Annotated in this window: 17 protein-coding genes; 16 read left to right on the forward strand and 1 reads right to left on the reverse strand. The window is 65.8% G+C overall.

Going from position 1 to position 17344, the window contains the following annotated elements; all coding sequences use genetic code 11:
* Positions 1-15: 15 nt before the first annotated feature.
* Complete coding sequence (mshC, locus tag ACIQCN_RS04735; RefSeq protein WP_400603793.1) at positions 16-1293, forward strand: cysteine--1-D-myo-inosityl 2-amino-2-deoxy-alpha-D-glucopyranoside ligase; 1278 nt, start codon at positions 16-18, stop codon at positions 1291-1293.
* A 16-nt stretch (positions 1294-1309) separates the two neighbouring features.
* On the opposite strand, the gene ACIQCN_RS04740 is transcribed toward mshC, so the two are convergent.
* On the reverse strand, positions 1310-2215 hold the full coding sequence (locus tag ACIQCN_RS04740) for a PAC2 family protein (protein ID WP_400603791.1): 906 nt from the start codon (positions 2213-2215) through the stop codon (positions 1310-1312).
* A gap of 142 nt (positions 2216-2357) precedes the next feature.
* On the opposite strand from ACIQCN_RS04740, the gene ACIQCN_RS04745 reads away from it, so the two are divergent.
* The 15 genes from ACIQCN_RS04745 (at position 2358) to tatC (ending at position 17340) form a co-directional block, all read left to right on the forward strand.
* Positions 2358-3095: an HAD family hydrolase gene (locus ACIQCN_RS04745; RefSeq protein ID WP_400609655.1), complete on the forward strand. Its 738-nt coding sequence runs from the start codon at positions 2358-2360 to the stop codon at positions 3093-3095.
* Positions 3088-4251: a site-2 protease family protein gene (locus tag ACIQCN_RS04750; RefSeq protein WP_400609657.1), complete on the forward strand. Its 1164-nt coding sequence runs from the start codon at positions 3088-3090 to the stop codon at positions 4249-4251. The genes ACIQCN_RS04745 and ACIQCN_RS04750 overlap by 8 nt, the downstream gene beginning before the upstream one ends.
* 99 nt (positions 4252-4350) lie before the next feature.
* Positions 4351-5415, forward strand: a complete 1065-nt coding sequence (locus ACIQCN_RS04755; protein ID WP_400609659.1) for a tRNA (adenine-N1)-methyltransferase — start codon at positions 4351-4353, stop codon at positions 5413-5415.
* 84 nt (positions 5416-5499) lie between these two features.
* Positions 5500-7251, forward strand: a complete 1752-nt coding sequence (arc, locus tag ACIQCN_RS04760) for a proteasome ATPase (RefSeq protein ID WP_400603783.1) — start codon at positions 5500-5502, stop codon at positions 7249-7251.
* Positions 7252-7301: 50 nt separating this feature from the next.
* Positions 7302-8921: a depupylase/deamidase Dop gene (gene dop, locus ACIQCN_RS04765; RefSeq protein ID WP_400609848.1), complete on the forward strand. Its 1620-nt coding sequence runs from the start codon at positions 7302-7304 to the stop codon at positions 8919-8921.
* Positions 8922-9004: 83 nt separating this feature from the next.
* Positions 9005-9208 carry a ubiquitin-like protein Pup gene (locus ACIQCN_RS04770; protein WP_400603781.1) on the forward strand — a complete coding sequence of 68 codons (204 nt, stop codon included), beginning with the start codon at positions 9005-9007 and terminating at the stop codon, positions 9206-9208.
* 86 nt (positions 9209-9294) lie between these two features.
* Positions 9295-10113, forward strand: a complete 819-nt coding sequence (gene prcB / locus ACIQCN_RS04775) for a proteasome subunit beta (protein ID WP_400603779.1) — start codon at positions 9295-9297, stop codon at positions 10111-10113.
* 1 nt (position 10114) lies between these two features.
* The gene (prcA, locus tag ACIQCN_RS04780; protein WP_400603777.1) at positions 10115-10834 is read left to right on the forward strand and encodes a proteasome subunit alpha; all 720 of its coding nucleotides are present in this window, start codon (positions 10115-10117) and stop codon (positions 10832-10834) included.
* Entirely contained in the window at positions 10834-12198 is a 1365-nt protein-coding gene (gene pafA / locus ACIQCN_RS04785; RefSeq protein WP_400603775.1) for a Pup--protein ligase, read from the forward strand. The genes prcA and pafA overlap by 1 nt, the downstream gene beginning before the upstream one ends.
* 112 nt (positions 12199-12310) lie before the next feature.
* Positions 12311-13237, forward strand: a complete 927-nt coding sequence (locus ACIQCN_RS04790) for an FKBP-type peptidyl-prolyl cis-trans isomerase (RefSeq protein WP_400609661.1) — start codon at positions 12311-12313, stop codon at positions 13235-13237.
* An 89-nt stretch (positions 13238-13326) separates the two neighbouring features.
* Positions 13327-13722 carry an FKBP-type peptidyl-prolyl cis-trans isomerase gene (locus ACIQCN_RS04795; RefSeq protein ID WP_066275847.1) on the forward strand — a complete coding sequence of 132 codons (396 nt, stop codon included), beginning with the start codon at positions 13327-13329 and terminating at the stop codon, positions 13720-13722.
* 101 nt (positions 13723-13823) lie between these two features.
* Positions 13824-15833 carry a helix-turn-helix transcriptional regulator gene (locus ACIQCN_RS04800; protein ID WP_400609663.1) on the forward strand — a complete coding sequence of 670 codons (2010 nt, stop codon included), beginning with the start codon at positions 13824-13826 and terminating at the stop codon, positions 15831-15833.
* Between the two features lie 10 nt (positions 15834-15843).
* Positions 15844-16191, forward strand: a complete 348-nt coding sequence (locus ACIQCN_RS04805; protein ID WP_400609665.1) for a hypothetical protein — start codon at positions 15844-15846, stop codon at positions 16189-16191.
* Between the two features lie 33 nt (positions 16192-16224).
* A complete protein-coding gene (gene tatA, locus ACIQCN_RS04810) occupies positions 16225-16497 on the forward strand; it encodes a Sec-independent protein translocase subunit TatA (protein ID WP_400603768.1) in 273 nt (90 codons plus the stop codon).
* 48 nt (positions 16498-16545) lie between these two features.
* Positions 16546-17340, forward strand: a complete 795-nt coding sequence (gene tatC, locus ACIQCN_RS04815; RefSeq protein ID WP_400604287.1) for a twin-arginine translocase subunit TatC — start codon at positions 16546-16548, stop codon at positions 17338-17340.
* Positions 17341-17344 lie beyond the last annotated feature (4 nt).

Consider the following 17344-nt stretch of genomic DNA (forward strand, 5'->3'; position numbering starts at 1 on the left):
CACTAGGCTTGGCATGTGAAATCCTGGACTTCCCGCCCCGTCCCTGGCCTGCCCGGCGCCATGCCTTCCATCCGGCTGTTCGACACTGTCGCGGGCCGCGAAGTGGAACTCGACGGAGGCGCAGAACCGTCCATGTATGTCTGCGGAATCACGCCGTATGACGCCACGCACATGGGGCATGCCGCCAGCTACGTTGCCTTTGATCTCCTGAACCGGGCCTGGCGGGACGCAGGCAGCCAGGTGGCCTACGTGCAGAACGTGACGGACGTGGATGACCCCCTCCTGGAACGGGCAACTGCCACCGGTGTGGACTGGCGCGACCTCGCCGCCAGCCAGATCGAGCTGTTCCAGACCGACATGGAGGCGCTCAACGTCCTGGCGCCGGACCGATACATAGGCGCCGTCGAATCGATCGGCCTGATTGTGCCCGAGGTTGAACGGCTGCTGGACATGGGCCTGGCCTACCGGGTTGCCGGCACCGGCGGGGAGCCGGACGGGGATGTTTATTACGACGTCGAGGCGGCCGGCAAACAGTCCGTGGCGCCGGACGCCTGGACCCTGGGCTCCGTCTCAGGCCTCAGCGAAAGTGAAATGCTCGAACTCTTCGCCGAACGGGGCGGCGATCCCGGCCGCGCCGGCAAACGCCAGGCCCTTGACCCGCTGCTGTGGCGGGTGGAGCGCGAGGGCGAGCCCAGTTGGCCCGGAGGATCCCTCGGTGCCGGACGCCCGGGATGGCATATTGAGTGCACCGTCATCGCTCAGCGTTATCTCCCGGCACCCTTCACAGTGCAGGGCGGCGGATCGGACCTGATCTTCCCGCACCACGAGATGGGCGCGGGACATGCGTATTCCCTGGCCGGCGTGCCGCTGGCCCGGCACTACGCCCACGCAGGCATGGTGGGACTGGACGGCGAAAAAATGAGCAAGTCGAAGGGCAACCTGGTCCTGGTCTCAAAGCTACGGGCAGCCGGTGAGGATCCGGCGGCAATCCGCCTGGCCATCCTGGCCCACCACTACCGCTCCGACTGGTCCTGGACCGACGAGGGGTTCGCCGCAGCCAAGCGGGACCTCGAGGTATGGCGGCGCGCCCTGGAGCACGCCCCGCAGGGATCTGCCGTGCCGCTTCTTGCCGCCATGCGCACCGCGCTGGCCCAAGATCTGAACGCACCTGCCGCCATCGCCGCCGTTTCGCGGTGGGCTCGTGAGGCAATGGACAATGCCGGGCCCGCCAGCGGGACCGACCGCGACCTGGTGGCAGATGCGGTGGACGCACTCCTGGGAATCAGGCTCTGAGTTTTAGGACGTCCGGCTAGGGCCGGTCCTGGCCGCGCCGCTTCAGGTACCGCTCGAACTCGCGGGCGATGGATTCGCCGGTGGCCTCGGGGAGATCCGCCGTATCCTTGGCCTCTTCCAGTTGCCGCACGTAAGCGGCAATCTCCGGGTCTTCCGTTGCGAGCTCATCCACGCCGCGTTCCCAGGCGGCCGCTTCCTCAGCGAGCTCGTGGGTGTCCAGCGGAACCTGGAGCAGTTCCTCAATCCTGTGCAGCAGCGCCAGCTGGGCCTTAGGTGACGGAGCCTGCGCCACGTAGTGCGGCACGGCCGCCCACAGCGAAACGGTGGGAATTCCCGCGAGCAGCGCAACCTCGGCCATCACGCCAACGATGCCCACGGGTCCCTCGTACTGCGAGGCTTCCAGGTTCATGCGCTCACGGAGTGCGGCGTCGTCCGAGGAAGTGCTGACCGGAATGGGCCGGCTGTGCGGCACATCCGCGAGGAGCGCTCCCACCAGCACCAGGTATTCGACGTGCAGGGCCTCGGCATGCACCAGCAGTTCGGCCGTATAAGCCCGCCATTTATAGGACGGTTCGATCCCCTGGACGAAGATCACGTCTACGTTTGAGTTCGGGACGCTGGCCTTGAAAATCCGGGTGGAAGGCCATTTGATCTTGCGTTCGCCGGCTGCGTTGCGGCGCACCGTGGGCCGGGTGAACTGAAAATCGTAGTACTCATCGGCATCGATGGATGCGACCTTCTTGCCGCCCCAGGCCCTGTTCAGGTAGCGCAGTGAATCGCTGGCGGCTTCCCCTGCGTCATTCCAGCCCTCGAACGCCGCAAGCATCACGGTTACGCGCTGGCCCTCAGCCGCCGGCTGCAGGAACCGCTCCCGCCCGGGTTCGGCACCTTGCCCGCTGGTGTCTTCCTCGAAGCTATTCATTTCTTCACCCTACGTCCAAGACGCGCCCTTGCGCAGGGATTGCAGCGCGCCCGACCCTCTGCGCGCCATGGGCGGCCCTGCGGCGGTACGCCCATGGCGTACCTGCCGGAAAGCCCTCTGGCTCCCACCGTAGACTTGACCCATGGAACCCACACCCGCCCACGCCCCACTCAAAGCCGTCCTGTGGGACATGGATGGAACCATCGTGGACACCGAGCCATACTGGATCGCGGCCGAGCATGCCCTGGTGGAAGCCCATGGTGGAACCTGGAGCCATGAGCAGGCAATGCAGCTGGTGGGGCAGTCGCTGAGCTACTCTGCCGGGGTGCTCCAGAAGGCCGGTGTGGCGCTGGAGATCCGGGAAATCATCGATACCCTCACGGAAGCGGTGGTCGGCAGGGTCAAAGAGCAGGTGCCTTGGCGTCCCGGGGCCCGCGAACTCCTCGAGGAACTGCACCACGCCGGCATCCGGTGTGCACTCGTGACCATGTCCGAGGGGCCGCTGGCCCGCCAGGTGGTGGCCAGCCTGCCCCGGCCCTACTTCGACGTCGTGGTCACCGGAGACACCGTCACCCGGGGCAAGCCGCACCCCGAGGCGTACCTGACCGCCGTCGACCTGCTACGGGAAATCGACGCCCCCCTGGAAATCAGGCACTGCGTGGCACTGGAAGATTCGGCACCGGGGGTCGCGGCAGCCGTGGCTTCCGGCGTCGCCACCGCCGCCATTCCGCACATCGTGCCGCTCCCCGAACACGACGCCTATACACTGTGGGATTCGCTGGCCGGACGGTCCGTCGCAGACCTCCGGAAACTGCTGTCCGCTGCCGGCAGCAGCGAAACGGACGCTGAGGCGGCTTCGCTTGGGACCGCCCATGGCTGATCCCCAGCCGGCTGGGCGCCGCGAGGGCATTCCGCTGGGACGGATCGCCGGCGTACCCGTCATCCTGGCCTACTCGTGGTTCATCATTGCGGCCTTCACCGTGATCATCTATGGCCCCATGCTGCTCAGGAACAACCCGGCGCTTGGCTTCAGCGCATACCTTGTGGCCTTCGCCTACGCCCTGCTGCTCCTGGTTTCGGTGCTGGTCCATGAGCTGGCCCACGCCCTGACCGCCCGGATTTATGGCTGGCCCACGCAGAAAATCGTCTTGAACCTGTGGGGCGGGCATACGCAGTTCGAGAGCTTCACGGCCACCCCGGGCAGGTCTGTCCTGGTGGCGCTGGCCGGGCCGGCCGCCAACCTGCTTCTGGCGGGCGGTGCCTGGGTCGTGTTGAGCACCGCGAACCTGGCCAGTGTCGCCGAAATCCTCACCAATATCTTTATGTGGGCCAACTTCCTGATCGGCATTTTCAACGTACTGCCGGGACTGCCGCTGGACGGGGGACGCCTGGTGGAATCCGCCGTGTGGAAGGTCACCGGCAGCCAGGCCAGGGGCACCGTCGCTGCCGGCTGGGCGGGGCGCGTAATCGTGGTCGCCATCGGCTACTGGTTCATTGGCAGGCCGGTGCTCGCGGGCAGCCCACCGGATTTCTCGTTGCTGATGATTTCGCTGCTTGTAGGCGGCTTCCTGTGGGTGGGTGCCTCTGCGGCGATCCAGCAGGGCACGCTCCGCGGCCGCCTGCCCCTGGTCACTGCGGCGGGCCTGTCGACGCCGGCGCTTGGCCTGCCTGCGACAGCTTCCGTTGACGAGGCGCGCCGGTACGCCGGGCAGGCGGGCGCCGTGGTGGTCTGCGGACCGGACGGCCGGCCGCAGGGTGTGGTTGACCCCGCGGCGCTGGCTGCCGTTCCGGCTGCTGTGTCGCCCTCGACGCCGGTCACTGCGGTTTCGTACGCGCTGGCGCCCGGCGCCTACGTCCCCGAGTGGTCCAGGGGCCAGGAGCTGGTGCAGTTCCTTTCCCAGGTGGAGGGCCGCCAGTATGCCGTGGTGGATCACAACGGCATCGTGACCGGTCTCCTGTCCCAGGAAGCGGTGGTCGCTGCCATCACGGGCAGGCGGCAGGCAGCAGACAGGCGCGCTAAGGGCCGGAACGGGTAGAGTTACCTGCCGGTCGTGCATTGCCGCAGCAGCCGCCACACCATCATCCGGGTGCCGGCCTGCACAGGCATAAAAGGTTTACAGGAGCGAGGAAACATCATGAGCAGCGAAACTGCCGTCAACGACGCCCACGGAGCAGCCCGGGCCGGTGCTGCCGCCGGAGGCTCGCAGCCGGTGGGCGCTGCCCGCCGCCGAGGCCCGTTCCGGGAAGGTGAGCGCGTCCAGCTCACCGATGAGCGCGGCCGGATGAACACGATCACCCTGGAGCGCGGCGGAGCCTTCCACACCCACCGGGGTTTCCTGAACCACGATGACATCATCGGCAAAGTGGACGGCTCCGTTGTGGTCAACAACGTGGGCCAGCAGTACCAGACCCTGCGACCGTTGCTGTCCGATTTTGTGCTGTCCATGCCGCGCGGTGCCGCCGTCGTCTACCCGAAGGACGCCGGCCAGATCGTGACCATGGCGGACATTTTCCCAGGCGCGCGGGTGGTTGAGGCCGGTGTCGGCTCCGGCGCACTGTCCATCTCGCTGCTGCGGGCCGTGGGGGACAACGGCTACCTCCACTCCTTTGAGCGTCGGGAAGAATTCGCTGACATCGCACGCGGCAACGTGGAAACCATCTTCGGCGGCCCGCACCCCGCGTGGCAGATCTCCCTGGGCGACTTCCAGGAAGAAGTGGTCCGCAGCGAAGCACCGGGTTCAGTGGACCGCGTAGTGCTGGACATGCTGGCGCCCTGGGAATGTCTGGACGCAGTGGCTACCGTGCTGGCGCCTGGCGGCGTCTGGATCAACTACGTGGCTACCGTTACCCAGCTGTCCCGCACCGCAGAGGCAATCCGCGCCGACGGCCGCTTCACGGAGCCGGACGCGTGGGAGTCGATGGTCCGCGGCTGGCACCTGGAGGGACTCGCTGTCCGCCCGGACCACCGAATGGTGGCCCACACCGGTTTCCTGCTCGTGACCCGCCGGCTGGCCGACGGCGTCACGGGCATCTCCGTCAAGCGCCGGCCTTCCAAGACGGAGTTCAACGAAGAGGACGTCAACGCCTGGACGCCCGGCGCGGTGGGCGAGCGTGCCGTGTCGGACAAGAAACTGCGCCGCGCAGCCCGGGACGCCATTGCCGGCACCAACGTCAAGGACGCACCCGAGGTTACGAACTAGTCCACATTTCGGGAGTCTCCCCGTCCTACCTGCCTTCTTGGGACTAATGTCTTAAAGAGAAGCGCAGGAAGGGGCTGATACATCATGGAGACGCCGAACCAGGACTCCGGACGTACACCGGCAGAGGAGTCTGCCGCCAATGACCTCTCGGTCGCCGACCGCCAGGTCAACATCCTCCGGGACAAGCTCAGGCACATTGACCGCCAGCTGGCGGCGGCAACGCAGAACAACTCCAAGCTGGTCAACATGCTTGAGACGGCGAAGGCCGAAATCCTCCGGCTCAAGAACGCCCTGGACCAGGAAGGGCAGCCGCCCTACAGCTTTGGCACCGTCCTGCAGCTGAACCCGCGCCGCCAGCCCTCGCCCGGCGCCAGCGGCCAGGCGGCCACCGAAGAGTCCGTTGACATCTTCAACGCCGGCCGGAAAATGCGCGTGGGAATCAGCCCGCTGGTGAACATGAACCAGCTTGCCGTCGGGCAGGAGGTGCTGCTGAACGAGGCACTCCTGATCGTGGCGGGCCTGGGCTATGAACGTGCCGGCGAGCTGGCCACACTGAAGGAGATGCTCGGGTCCGACCGGGCCCTGGTGGTGGGCCGTGCCGACGAGGAACGGGTAGTGCGCCTCTCCGGGGCCCTCATGGCCGAGCAGCTTCGGGTGGGGGATGCGCTTTCGGTCGACTCCCGCACAGGCTACGCACTGGAAAAGGTGCCGCGTTCGGAAGTCGAGAACCTGGTGCTGGAAGAAGTCCCGGATATTACGTATGAGGACATCGGCGGCCTGGGACCGCAGATTGAGCAGATCAGGGACGCTGTGGAGCTGCCTTTCCTGCACCCCGGCCTCTACCGGGAGCACGGGCTCAAGGCGCCGAAGGGCATCCTGCTCTACGGGCCTCCGGGTTGCGGTAAGACGCTGATTGCCAAGGCCGTCGCCAATTCGCTGGCCGCCCGTGCCGCGGAGCGGTCGGGAAACGTGGACCTGAAGAGCTACTTCCTGAACATCAAGGGCCCGGAACTGCTGGATAAGTACGTTGGCGAGACGGAACGCCACATCCGGCTGATTTTCTCCCGCGCCCGTGAGAAGGCATCTGACGGCAGCCCCGTAGTGGTGTTCTTCGATGAGATGGACTCCCTGTTCCGGACCCGTGGCACAGGCATCTCATCCGACGTCGAGACCACCATCGTGCCCCAGCTCCTGAGCGAGATCGACGGCGTGGAGCGCCTGGACAACGTCATTGTCATCGGCGCGTCCAACCGGGAGGATATGATCGACCCCGCGATCCTGCGGCCCGGCCGCCTGGACGTGAAGGTCAAGATCCAGCGCCCCGACGCGGAGGCCGCCGCGGACATCTTCAACAAATACATCACCACGGACCTGCCGTTCCATGAGTCCGACCTGGCGGAGCATCACGGAGATGTCCAGGCGACGGTGGACGCCATGGTCCAGCGCACGGTGGAGGCCATGTACTCCACCGACAAGTCCAATGAGTTCCTGGAGGTCACCTACGCCAACGGCGATACTGAAATGCTGTACTTCAAGGATTTCAACTCCGGTGCTGTGGTCCAGAACGTGGTAGACCGGGCCAAGAAGTACGCCATCAAGGACCTGCTCACCACCAACCAGAAAGGCCTGCGCATCGAGCACCTGCTGCGGGCGGTGGTTGACGAGTTCCGCGAGCACGAGGACATGCCGAACACCACGAACCCGGATGACTGGGCAAGGATCTCCGGCAAGAAGGGCGAACGGATCACGTACATCCGCACCATCGTCCAGGGCAAGGCCGGCCAGGAGCCCGGGAAGTCCATCGAAACCATGCCGACCACCGGACAGTATCTGTGACGCCTGCAGCTGAGCCCGCCGGCGGGGAAGCGCTCCCCGCCGGCGGGGCCATGCGCGTGATGGGGGCGGAGACCGAGTACGGCATCCACGCACCGTCGGCGCCCTCTGCCAACGCCACCATGATGAGCGCCCGGGTAGTGCAGGCGTACGCGCAGGTAACCCGCCAGCGTGCCGCCGGGGGAGCGGAGACCCGCTGGGACTACACGGACGAAGAACCCCTCCACGATGCCCGCGGCTGGACCCTCGAGAGGTCCGCTGCCCATCCCAGCCAGCTGACGGACCAGCCGCCGGTGCTCGACGCCGAAGCCGTGGCCCTTGCCTACGGCCAGGAGGACCTGGAACTCGACGGGGAGGACGAGTCCGGTACCCTGCTGATGAATATGGTCCTGGGTAACGGCGCACGCCTGTACGTGGACCACGCCCATCCCGAATATTCCAGCCCGGAAGTCACCAACCCCCGTGACGCCGTCGCCTGGGATGCCGCCGGGGACCTTGTGGGGCTTGCGGCTGTACGCCGCCTGGCGGCCGACCCGGACCTGCCGCCGGTGAACCTCTACAAGAACAACACGGACAACAAATCGGTCTCTTACGGGTCGCACGAGAACTACCTGATGCCCCGCTCGGTGCCCTTTGGCGAGATAGTGCGTGGCCTGACCCCCTTCTTCGTCAGCCGGCAGGTGATCTGCGGTTCCGGCAGGGTGGGCATCGGGCAGGACAGCTCCACTCCGGGCTACCAAATCAGCCAGCGGGCGGACTTCTTCGAGGCTGAAGTAGGGCTTGAAACCACCATCCGCAGGCCCATCATCAATACCCGCGACGAACCGCACGCCACCGCTGATAAATACCGGCGGCTGCACGTGATCATCGGCGACGCCAACCTGAGCCAGGTTTCCAATTACCTGAAGTTTGGCACCACCGCCATGGTGCTGAGCCTGATCGAGGCCGGGCTCGCCCCCAGGATCGAGGTCCACGAACCGGTCGCGGCGCTGCAGGCGATCAGCCATGACACCCTGCTCACCACAAAGGTCCGCCTGCTGGACGGCAGACGCGTCACGGCGCTGGATCTGCAGTGGATGTACCACGAGGCAGCGGCGAAGCTTGCCCAGGACACCGGGGTGGGCGATGCCGCCTACGGTGACGGCCACACCCATGACGTCCTGGACCGCTGGGCAACAGTCCTCACCCAGCTGGACATGGACCGTGCGGCAGCAGCAGGTTCGGTGGAGTGGGTGGCCAAGCTTTCCCTCCTGAACGGCTACCGGGACCGCGACGGACTGGAGTGGAACGATGCCCGGCTTGGCCTAGTGGATCTCCAGTGGGCTGATCTCCGGCCGGAGAAGGGTCTCTACTACCGGCTCCTTGCCCGCGGCCGTATGCAAAGGATCGTGGACGACGCCGGCATCGCGGCTGCAGTATCCGAGCCGCCACCGGATACGCGCGCCTTTTTCCGGGGGAGGTGCGTGAGCAGCTTCGGCAAGAACGTGGTAGGCGCCAGTTGGGACTCGGTCATCTTCGATGTGCCGGGATCCGGACGCCTCCAGCGCGTGCCCACCAGGGAGCCCCTGCGGGGAACCAAAGCGCTCACCGGCCCGTTATTCCAGCGCCACCGTGAAGCCGGCCCGTTCCTTGCGGAACTGCTGGGGCACAAATCTTCTCCGCCTGCGGCGTAAACCCTTCCGGAGGGGCGCCACCGTGGCAGGATGGGCTTATCGCCGGATCCACAGGGTCCGGCTGGGAAGAAAAGAGGGTAGAAATGGCAGGCCAGGAGCAGCAGCAGCCGCAACCGCGGGACAGTCAGGTGGAAGAGGAGCTCCCCGAAGCCCCTCCCGCCCCGCCCGAGGCCCAGGCCTCGGCGTCCACGGAAGGTGTCGATGACCTCCTCGACGAGATCGATGGTGTCTTGGAATCCAATGCCGAAGAATTCGTCCGGGCGTTCGTCCAAAAAGGCGGCCAGTAGAAGGCAGCCCGGAGGTGGCGGAAGCCGCAGACTGCCGGGGGCTGGACCGACGCTGAGTTGAACCACCACGTTCTAGGAGTGCATGAGTGCAGGAATCATCCGCCAACCAAGTAGCTGCCAACGCCACCTCGTCCTTCACTGAACACCTGCAGCGGGACCGTCCTGACCTTCTGCCCTACAACCGGCATGTCCAGCACGGTGCTCCAACTGCGCCGCTGCAGGCGCCGCACGCCACCACCATCGTGGCGATGAGCTACGGGGGCGGCGTGCTGATGGCAGGAGACCGGCGCGCCACCATGGGCAACATCATCGCGAGCCGGCACATCGAAAAGGTCTTTCCTGCAGACCACTACTCGGTCCTGGGCATCGCGGGAACTGCCGGCATCGCCATCGACCTGACCAGGCTCTTCCAGGTGGAGCTGGAACACTACGAAAAAATCGAAGGCACACAGCTGAGCCTCGAAGGTAAAGCGAACCGGCTTGGCGCCATGATCCGCGGGAACCTGCCCATGGCCCTTCAGGGCCTGGCGGTGGTACCGCTCTTCGCCGGGTTCGACACCGGCGCGGGCGTGGGACGGCTGTTCTCGTACGATGTCACCGGGGGCCGGTATGAGGAACGCGAGCACCACACGGTCGGCTCCGGCTCAGTCTTCGCCCGCGGCGCCCTGAAGAAACTGTGGCGGCCCAACCTCAGCGAAGAGGAAGCCGTGGCCATAGCGGTGGAGTCCCTTTACGACGCAGCCGACGACGATTCCGCCACGGGCGGTCCGGACACCGTCCGCCAGCTCTGGCCAGTGGTGTACACGGTGGATGCCTCCGGCGCACGGCGCGTCTCCGAGGAGCGGCTTGCCGCGGCGGCCCGGAACGTGATCGAAGCGCGGACCATCGCCGGACGGGAGGCCTAGGATGACGCAGCAGTTCTACGTCTCGCCTGAACAGCTCATGAAGGACCGGGCGGATTTTGCCCGGAAGGGAATTGCCCGCGGACGGTCCGTGGTGGTCATCAGCTGTGCGGACGGCATAGCGCTCGTGGCCGAGAACCCTTCTCCATCCCTGCATAAGATCGGGGAGATCTACGACAAGATCGCGTTCGCCGCGGTGGGAAAGTACAACGAATTCGAAAGCCTCCGCCAGGCGGGCGTGCGCTACGCTGACGTCCGGGGCTACTCCTACGACCGTGAAGACGTCACCGCGCGTGGGCTGGCAAGTGTCTACGCCCAGAGCCTCGGAGCCGTCTTCACTGCCGAACAGAAGCCCTTCGAGGTGGAGTTGGCCGTCGCCGAGGTAGGCCGGACCCAGGCCGAGGACCACCTTTACCGGTTGACGTTTGACGGTTCCATTGCCGACGAACACAGCTTCGTGGTCATGGGCGGGCAGGCTGAGAAGGTCTCCGCCGCCATCGAGGGCGGCTGGCAGGCGACGCTTGGCTTTGCCGACGCCGTGCGCCTGGCCATGTCCGGCCTGGCCGCCGCAACGGAGTCCGAAGGGCCGGCCGTCCCCGTTCCCTCCCGCGCCCTTGAGGTTGCCGTCCTGGACAGGCTCTCGGAAACCACGCGCGGCACCCGTCGCGCGTTCCGGCGGCTCAATGACGCGGACATTACTGCAGTGCTGGCCCGGGAGGACTGATGGACAAACGGATTTTTGGCATCGAAACCGAATTCGGGATCTCCTATTCGAGCCCGGATTCCCGGCCCCTCGCCCCGGAGGAAGTGGCGCGGTACCTGTTCCGCAAAGTGGTCAGCTGGGGACGCTCCTCCAATGTGTTCCTCACCAACGGGTCGCGCCTGTACCTCGACGTCGGCTCGCACCCCGAATATGCCACGGCGGAATGCGACGACCTCGCACAGCTGATTGCCCATGACCGTGCCGGCGAACTGATCCTGGACGACCTGGTGGATGAGGCCCAGGCGCGGCTGGCGGCCGAGGGTTTCAACGGCACCGTCTACCTTTTCAAGAACAACACGGATTCGGCGGGCAACTCCTATGGCAGCCATGAGAACTACCTGATCCCCAGGCGCGGCGAGTTTTCCAGGCTTGCCGAGATCCTGATTCCGTTCCTGGTAACGCGCCAGCTTATTGCCGGCGCCGGCAAAATCCTCAAGACCCCGCACGGGGCCACCTATGCGTTCTCCCAGCGCGCGGACCACATCTGGGAAGGCGTCTCTTCCGCCACCACCCGGTCCCGCCCGATCATCAACACCCGTGACGAACCCCATGCGGATGCCGAGTTCTACCGGCGCCTGCACGTCATCGTAGGGGACTCCAACATGTCTGAGACCACGGCCCTGATGAAGGTGGGCACGGTGGACCTGGTGTTGCGCATGATCGAGGCCGGGGTCATCATGCGGGACATGCGGATGGAAAACCCCATCCGGAGCATCCGCGAGATCTCCCACGACCTCAGCGGCAGGGCGCTGGTGCGGCTCGCCAACGGCCGACAGCTGACCGCACTCGAAATCCAGCAGGAGTACTTGTCCAAAGTCACAGCCTTCGTCCACGACCACGGCGCGCACAACCCGCATGTGCCCCTGATCCTGGACCTCTGGGAACGGACGTTGAAGGCCATTGAATCCGGCGACACCCGCGGCATCGAAACCGAAATCGACTGGGCCATCAAGAAGAAGCTGATGGACTCCTACCGGGAACGCCACGGCCTTGGCCTGGATGCACCGCGCATCGCCCAGCTCGACCTCACGTACCACGACATTTCCCGTTCCCGCGGCCTCTACTACCTTCTGCAGTCGCGGGGCGCCGTCCGGCGGATCGTGGACGACACCGTCATCAAGGACGCCGTCGACGCCCCGCCGCAGACCACACGGGCCAAACTGCGCGGCGACTTCGTCCGCCGTGCCCAGGAACTGGGCCGGGACTACACCGTGGACTGGGTGCACCTGAAGCTCAACGACCGGGCACACCAGACCATCCTGTGCAAGGATCCCTTCCGGAGCGTGGATGAACGCGTGGATGCGCTCCTGGAGACTATGGGCTGACTCCCAGCTTTAGGGGCTATTCTGGACAGGGCCGTTTTCCCGGCCCCTGGCGACGCCGGCCGCGTCCTGCGGACCCGTCGCATCCATCCTGCCCCAACGAAAGTTTTCTTACGTGCGCCGACTACTAGCAATCCTTCTCCCCGGCCTCCTGATGCTCACCGCCTGCAGCGGTACGGCATCAGAGCCGGAGCCCACCAGCCAATCGGCCGGGGAGACTGCAAAGTTCGACTCCCTCAAACTGACGGACAACGGGGATAAGAAAGCCCCCGGCGTCGAGTTCGACAAGCCCCTGGAGGTCGCAGAGCCCACCGTCAAGGTGGTCGCCGAAGGCAGCGGTGAACCCCTCAAGGCGAACCAGGTGGCAAACATCTCCATCCTTGCGCTGAACGGAACCGACGGCAGCACCCTGGAGGACACCTTCCCGAATGATCCGGAACCGCTGGAGCTGAACGAGGAGCTCAAGACCGGCAGCGCCGTGATCTACAACGCCTTTGTAGGTGCCAAAGTCGGCTCCAGCCTGGCCCTCGCCGTGCCCGGCCAGGCCGGTGCTGAAGGAGCCCAGGCGCAGCCCACGCAGCTGCTCGTCATCAAGGTCGTGTCCGCAAAGGATGTCACGCCTGCCCTCGAGAAGCCCGAAGGTGAGGCTGTAACTCCGCCTACCGGCCTGCCCACTGTCACCGAAAAGGACGGCGTCCCAGAAATCTCGGTAAAGGGTGCTTCCGCTCCAAAGAAGCTCGTGGCACAGGACCTGATCAAGGGCAAGGGGGCCGTGGTCAAGGCCACCGACACCCTGACCGTGAACTACGTGGGCGTGAACCTCGAGGGCGGTGACAAGTTCGATTCGAGCTTCGACCGCGGCGAACCTGCCTCCTTCGCGCTGAACCAGGTCATCAAGGGCTGGACCCAGGGACTGGCCGGCAAGACTGTCGGATCCCGCGTCCTCCTGGTGGTCCCCAAGGACCTGGCGTACGGCGACGCCGGCCAGGGCAAAGCAAAGGGTGACCTGGTGTTCGTAGTGGACATCCTCGGCACCAAGTAGCCAGACTGGGTGCAGCGCGGCCCGTGCAGCGAAGCCAGGCACCCGCAACAAGGACCCCACAAGCACAGCACCAGAACAAAGGAGCAACCATGTCATTTGGACAGCGCGAATTCGACCGCCAGAAGCCTGAGATCGATTTTCCGGAAGGTGACGTCCCCACGGAACTCGTCATCACGGACCTGATCGAAGGCGACGGGCGCGAAGCCAAGGCCGGAGACACCGTGTCCACGCATTATGTGGGTGTCGCATGGTCCACCGGCGAAGAGTTTGACGCTTCGTGGGGCCGCGGCGCACCGCTGGACTTCCGCGTAGGCGTTGGCCAGGTCATCCAGGGCTGGGACCAGGGGCTCCTGGGCATGAAGGTCGGCGGCCGCCGCCGGCTGGAAATCCCGTCCGAACTGGCCTACGGCTCCCGGGGCGCCGGTGGAGCCATTGCGCCCAACGAAGCCCTGATCTTCGTGGTGGACCTGGTGGGCGTGCGCTAAACGCCCTCCCGTCCGGCAAGCGCGGCAGCTCCAGGCGACATTGTCGCCCGGTGCTGCCGCGCTTCCTGCGTTCCAGGGCCAGGTTTAGTAACGTAGCGAGCGTGCCTGTATCGCGTACCGAACGTCTCCTGAACCTGCTGATAGCGCTCCTCAATACCCGCTATGGCCTGGGGCGCGGTGACTTGCGCGAGAAGGTCTACCACGACACGTCCGGCAATGACGTGGCATTTGGCCGGATGTTCGAACGGGACAAAAACGACCTCCGCCGGATGGGCTTCGAGGTGGAGACCCTCACCGACACCGGCTGGGCAGAAGATGACAGCACCACCACGCGCTACCGGATCGGCAAGGATTCGAACCGGCTCCCGGAAGTCCAGTTCGGACCCGAGGAATGGACGGTCCTCCTTCTGGCATCCCAGCTTTGGGAGCGCGCGGCGCTGGGCACTGCCGCCCGCAGCGCCGTCCGGAAACTCCAGTCGTCCGGAAGCCTGGCTGCCGTTGAGCTGCCCGCAGGCGTCCAGCCACGCATCAAACCCGCCGGCCAGGCGTTCGACGACCTCGTCGCCGCCATGCATGCCCGCCACCCGGTCGCCTTCACTTACCTGGCCGGAAGCACCGGCAGGGAAGAACTCCGCACCATCGAGCCCTGGGGGCTGGGCAGCCGGTTCGGCCAGTGGTATCTCATGGGTTATGACCGGGCCCGGCAGGCGCCCCGCCATTTCCGGCTGTCGCGGTTCACCAGCGCGGTCACCACGCTGGACAAGGACACCTACACCCCGCCTCCCGGTTTCAACATCCGCGAAGAACTGGACACCCTCCCCGAATTGCCGCTCCGCACCGCCGTCGTACGCGTCAGGAAAGGCCGCCTGCTGGCACTCCGCCGACGCGCCGCGGATGGCAAGGGCGTCCCGCCCGCTCCAGCGGAGGAAACAGACGACGGCGGCTACGACACTTTGGGCCTTCCGTTCCGGGACCCCGAGGTGCTCGCCGAGGAAATCGCATCCTACGGTCCGGACGCTGTTGCGGTGGCACCCGGGGAGCTTGTTGCCGCCGTCCGGCGGCGGCTGCGCGCTGCAGCGGAGTTCAGCGCTTCCCCGAAGCCGCGCTACGAATTTCCCGGCGCCGGCGCCGGTGCCCGCAGCACCGGCAAGGGGACTTCGGAAGACCAGTTGCAGCGGATGCTCCAGCTGGTGCCGTTCCTCGTCCATAACCAGGGCCTCCGCATCGAGGAGGTGGCCTCGCACTTCGGGATCAGCCGGCGCCAGCTGGAGAGCGACCTTCACATCCTCATCTGCTCGGGCCTTCCCGGCGGTTACCCGGATGACCTGCTGGATATCCAGTGGGAGGACGGGCGCGTCTATATCAGCCAGGACCTGGACCTCACCCGGCCGGTGCGGTTCACGGTAGAAGAGGCATCGGCGCTGCTGACCGGGGTGGAGACCCTGCGCGGGCTGCCGGGAGTGGCCGGGGGAGGGGCGCTGGAGGCGGTTGCCCTAAAGCTCAGCGCCGCTGCCGGCGAGGAGGGACGCCGCGCGGCCGCCCTGTCCGGCCCCCCGGTCACCCCGGTCACCCCGGCAGCCGCGGATATGCACGGCACCGTCCGCGACGCCATCGCCGGCGGCCGTCAGTTGCGGCTTACTTATCTTTCACCTCAGCGGGACAGCCTGACCGTCCGCGACGTTGATCCGGTACGCCTCTATTCCCAGGACGACGTCTGGTACTTCGAAGCGTATTGCCACCTGGTGCAGGGGACCCGGAATTTTCGGCTGGACCGGGTTCAGGAACTGGAGCCCAACGGCCGCGAGGTCTCCGCCACGGTCCCTGCCGCGGGGGGATCACCAGACAGGCTTTTCACGCCGAACAACGGCGACACCACCGTAACGGTGCAGCTCACCCGGCAGGGCCGCGGGCTGGCGGAGGATTACTACGCCGAGCGGGTGGCGGAATTGCCCGACGGCGGGATGGTTGTGGACATCCGGTTCGGCAACACGGCGTGGCTGCCGATGTTCGTCGCCCAGCACGGCGGTACGGCCAGGATCCTGGCGCCGGACGAACTCGGTGATGCCGCCCGGCACTGGATCGCCGACGCGCTGGCCAAATACGACGGCTAGACTTTTCAGCATGCCTTGGTGGTCGTGGATCCTGATCTGGGTGTCTCTCGTGGCACTTGCCCTGCTGTTCTATGTCCTCCTGGGCATCCGCCTGTTCCGGCAGTTCATGGCTACCATGGCGGACCTCAGTGCGGCAGGGGAACGGCTGGGCAGGCTTGGGCCCCTCGACCCCGGGGCGGAGGTGGCAGGCACCGGCCAGGCGGTTCCGGGGTCTGCTGTTTTTGCCCCGCCCGCGGCGATGCGGCATGATTACGAGGCATCCAAGGCGGTCCGCAGCGATGAACGGCGCCGGCGCCGGGTGCAGCGCAAAGCTGACCGCGGCCAGCCGCAACGGCTAAAAGATCTGGACCTCGCCTAGAGGTAGGATGTATGCAGACGAAAGGATTTAGACATGAGGCTTGAGGGCTGGCACCTGATCATCATTATCGTTTTGGCGCTTGTGCTGTTTGCAGCGCCGAAACTGCCCGGAATGGCGCGGAGCCTGGGGCAGTCCATGCGCATCTTCAAATCCGAAGTGCGCGAAATGAAAAAAGAGGGCAAAACGGAGGACACCTCCGGACAAACGGGTCCCGGACCGGTGGAGGGCAGGGTTGTCAACCACCCCCAGTCGAACGCCGGCGGTCCCGCGGACGGCACTGACGTTCCGCCTTCATCCCGCGCCTGACACCACGTGGCCATAGCGATGGGGCGGCAGGCAAACCCCGAGGGCCGCATGCCGCTGGTGGACCACCTTCGGGAACTGCGGAACAGGCTGTTCAAGTCCGCCATCGGCGTCGTCCTGGGAACGGTCGCGGGATTCATCCTCTACCAGCCCATGCTTGCGGCCCTGATCAGGCCGATTACGGACCTCAATGAAAAAGAGGGTCGACTGGCGAGCCTGAACTTCGACGGGGTTGCTAGCTCCTTCGACCTGATGGTTCAGATTTCGGTGTTCATGGGTCTCATTTTGGCCAGCCCGGTTTGGCTCTACCAGCTCTGGGCGTTCATCGTTCCCGGGCTCCACAAAAAAGAACGGCGTATGGCCCTGGGCTTCGTGGCAGCCGCCGTTCCCCTGTTCGTCGGCGGCGTGGTGCTGGCGTGGCTGGTCCTGCCCAACGCGGTGCGGGTGCTGACGGACTTCACTCCCGCCGGTGCGTCCAACTTCATCACAGCCCAGGTGTACCTGTCTTTCGTGACCCGGCTGATGCTGGCCTTCGGCATCGCCTTCCTCCTGCCCGTAGTCCTCTTCGGGCTCAACGTGGCAGGCCTCCTGCGCGGGGCCCAGCTGGTGAAAAGCTGGCGCATTACAGTCTTCCTGGTCTGCCTGTTCGCTGCCATGGCGGCGCCGGGCGCGGACGCCATGAGCATGTTCTACCTGGCGGTCCCCATGCTGGCCCTGTTCTTCCTTGCCGTGGTCCTGTGCCTGATGAACGACAAACGGCGGGACCGGCGCACGGCAAAACGCGCAGAGGAGACGGAAGCCTCGGCCAACATCGCCACGCCAGGCAGCGAGCTCAAGAACCTCTGAGCTC

Source organism: Pseudarthrobacter sp. NPDC092424 (genome assembly GCF_044754925.1).
GTDB lineage: Bacteria > Actinomycetota > Actinomycetes > Actinomycetales > Micrococcaceae > Arthrobacter.

Excerpts from the sequence above, each read along its gene's own strand:
- ACIQCN_RS04745 (WP_400609655.1), top strand. The coding sequence starts at position 2,358 with ATGGAACCCACACCCGCCCACGCCCCACTCAAAGCCGTCCTGTGGGAC.
- ACIQCN_RS04805 (WP_400609665.1), top strand. The coding sequence starts at position 15,844 with ATGCCTTGGTGGTCGTGGATCCTGATCTGGGTGTCTCTCGTGGCACTT.
- arc (WP_400603783.1), top strand. The coding sequence starts at position 5,500 with ATGGAGACGCCGAACCAGGACTCCGGACGTACACCGGCAGAGGAGTCT.
- ACIQCN_RS04750 (WP_400609657.1), top strand. The coding sequence starts at position 3,088 with ATGGCTGATCCCCAGCCGGCTGGGCGCCGCGAGGGCATTCCGCTGGGA.
- ACIQCN_RS04740 (WP_400603791.1), bottom strand. The coding sequence starts at position 2,215 with ATGAATAGCTTCGAGGAAGACACCAGCGGGCAAGGTGCCGAACCCGGG.
- prcA (WP_400603777.1), top strand. The coding sequence starts at position 10,115 with ATGACGCAGCAGTTCTACGTCTCGCCTGAACAGCTCATGAAGGACCGG.
- tatC (WP_400604287.1), top strand. The coding sequence starts at position 16,546 with ATGCCGCTGGTGGACCACCTTCGGGAACTGCGGAACAGGCTGTTCAAG.
- ACIQCN_RS04755 (WP_400609659.1), top strand. The coding sequence starts at position 4,351 with ATGAGCAGCGAAACTGCCGTCAACGACGCCCACGGAGCAGCCCGGGCC.
- ACIQCN_RS04795 (WP_066275847.1), top strand. The coding sequence starts at position 13,327 with ATGTCATTTGGACAGCGCGAATTCGACCGCCAGAAGCCTGAGATCGAT.
- pafA (WP_400603775.1), top strand. The coding sequence starts at position 10,834 with ATGGACAAACGGATTTTTGGCATCGAAACCGAATTCGGGATCTCCTAT.
- ACIQCN_RS04770 (WP_400603781.1), top strand. The coding sequence starts at position 9,005 with ATGGCAGGCCAGGAGCAGCAGCAGCCGCAACCGCGGGACAGTCAGGTG.
- tatA (WP_400603768.1), top strand. The coding sequence starts at position 16,225 with ATGAGGCTTGAGGGCTGGCACCTGATCATCATTATCGTTTTGGCGCTT.
- dop (WP_400609848.1), top strand. The coding sequence starts at position 7,302 with ATGCGCGTGATGGGGGCGGAGACCGAGTACGGCATCCACGCACCGTCG.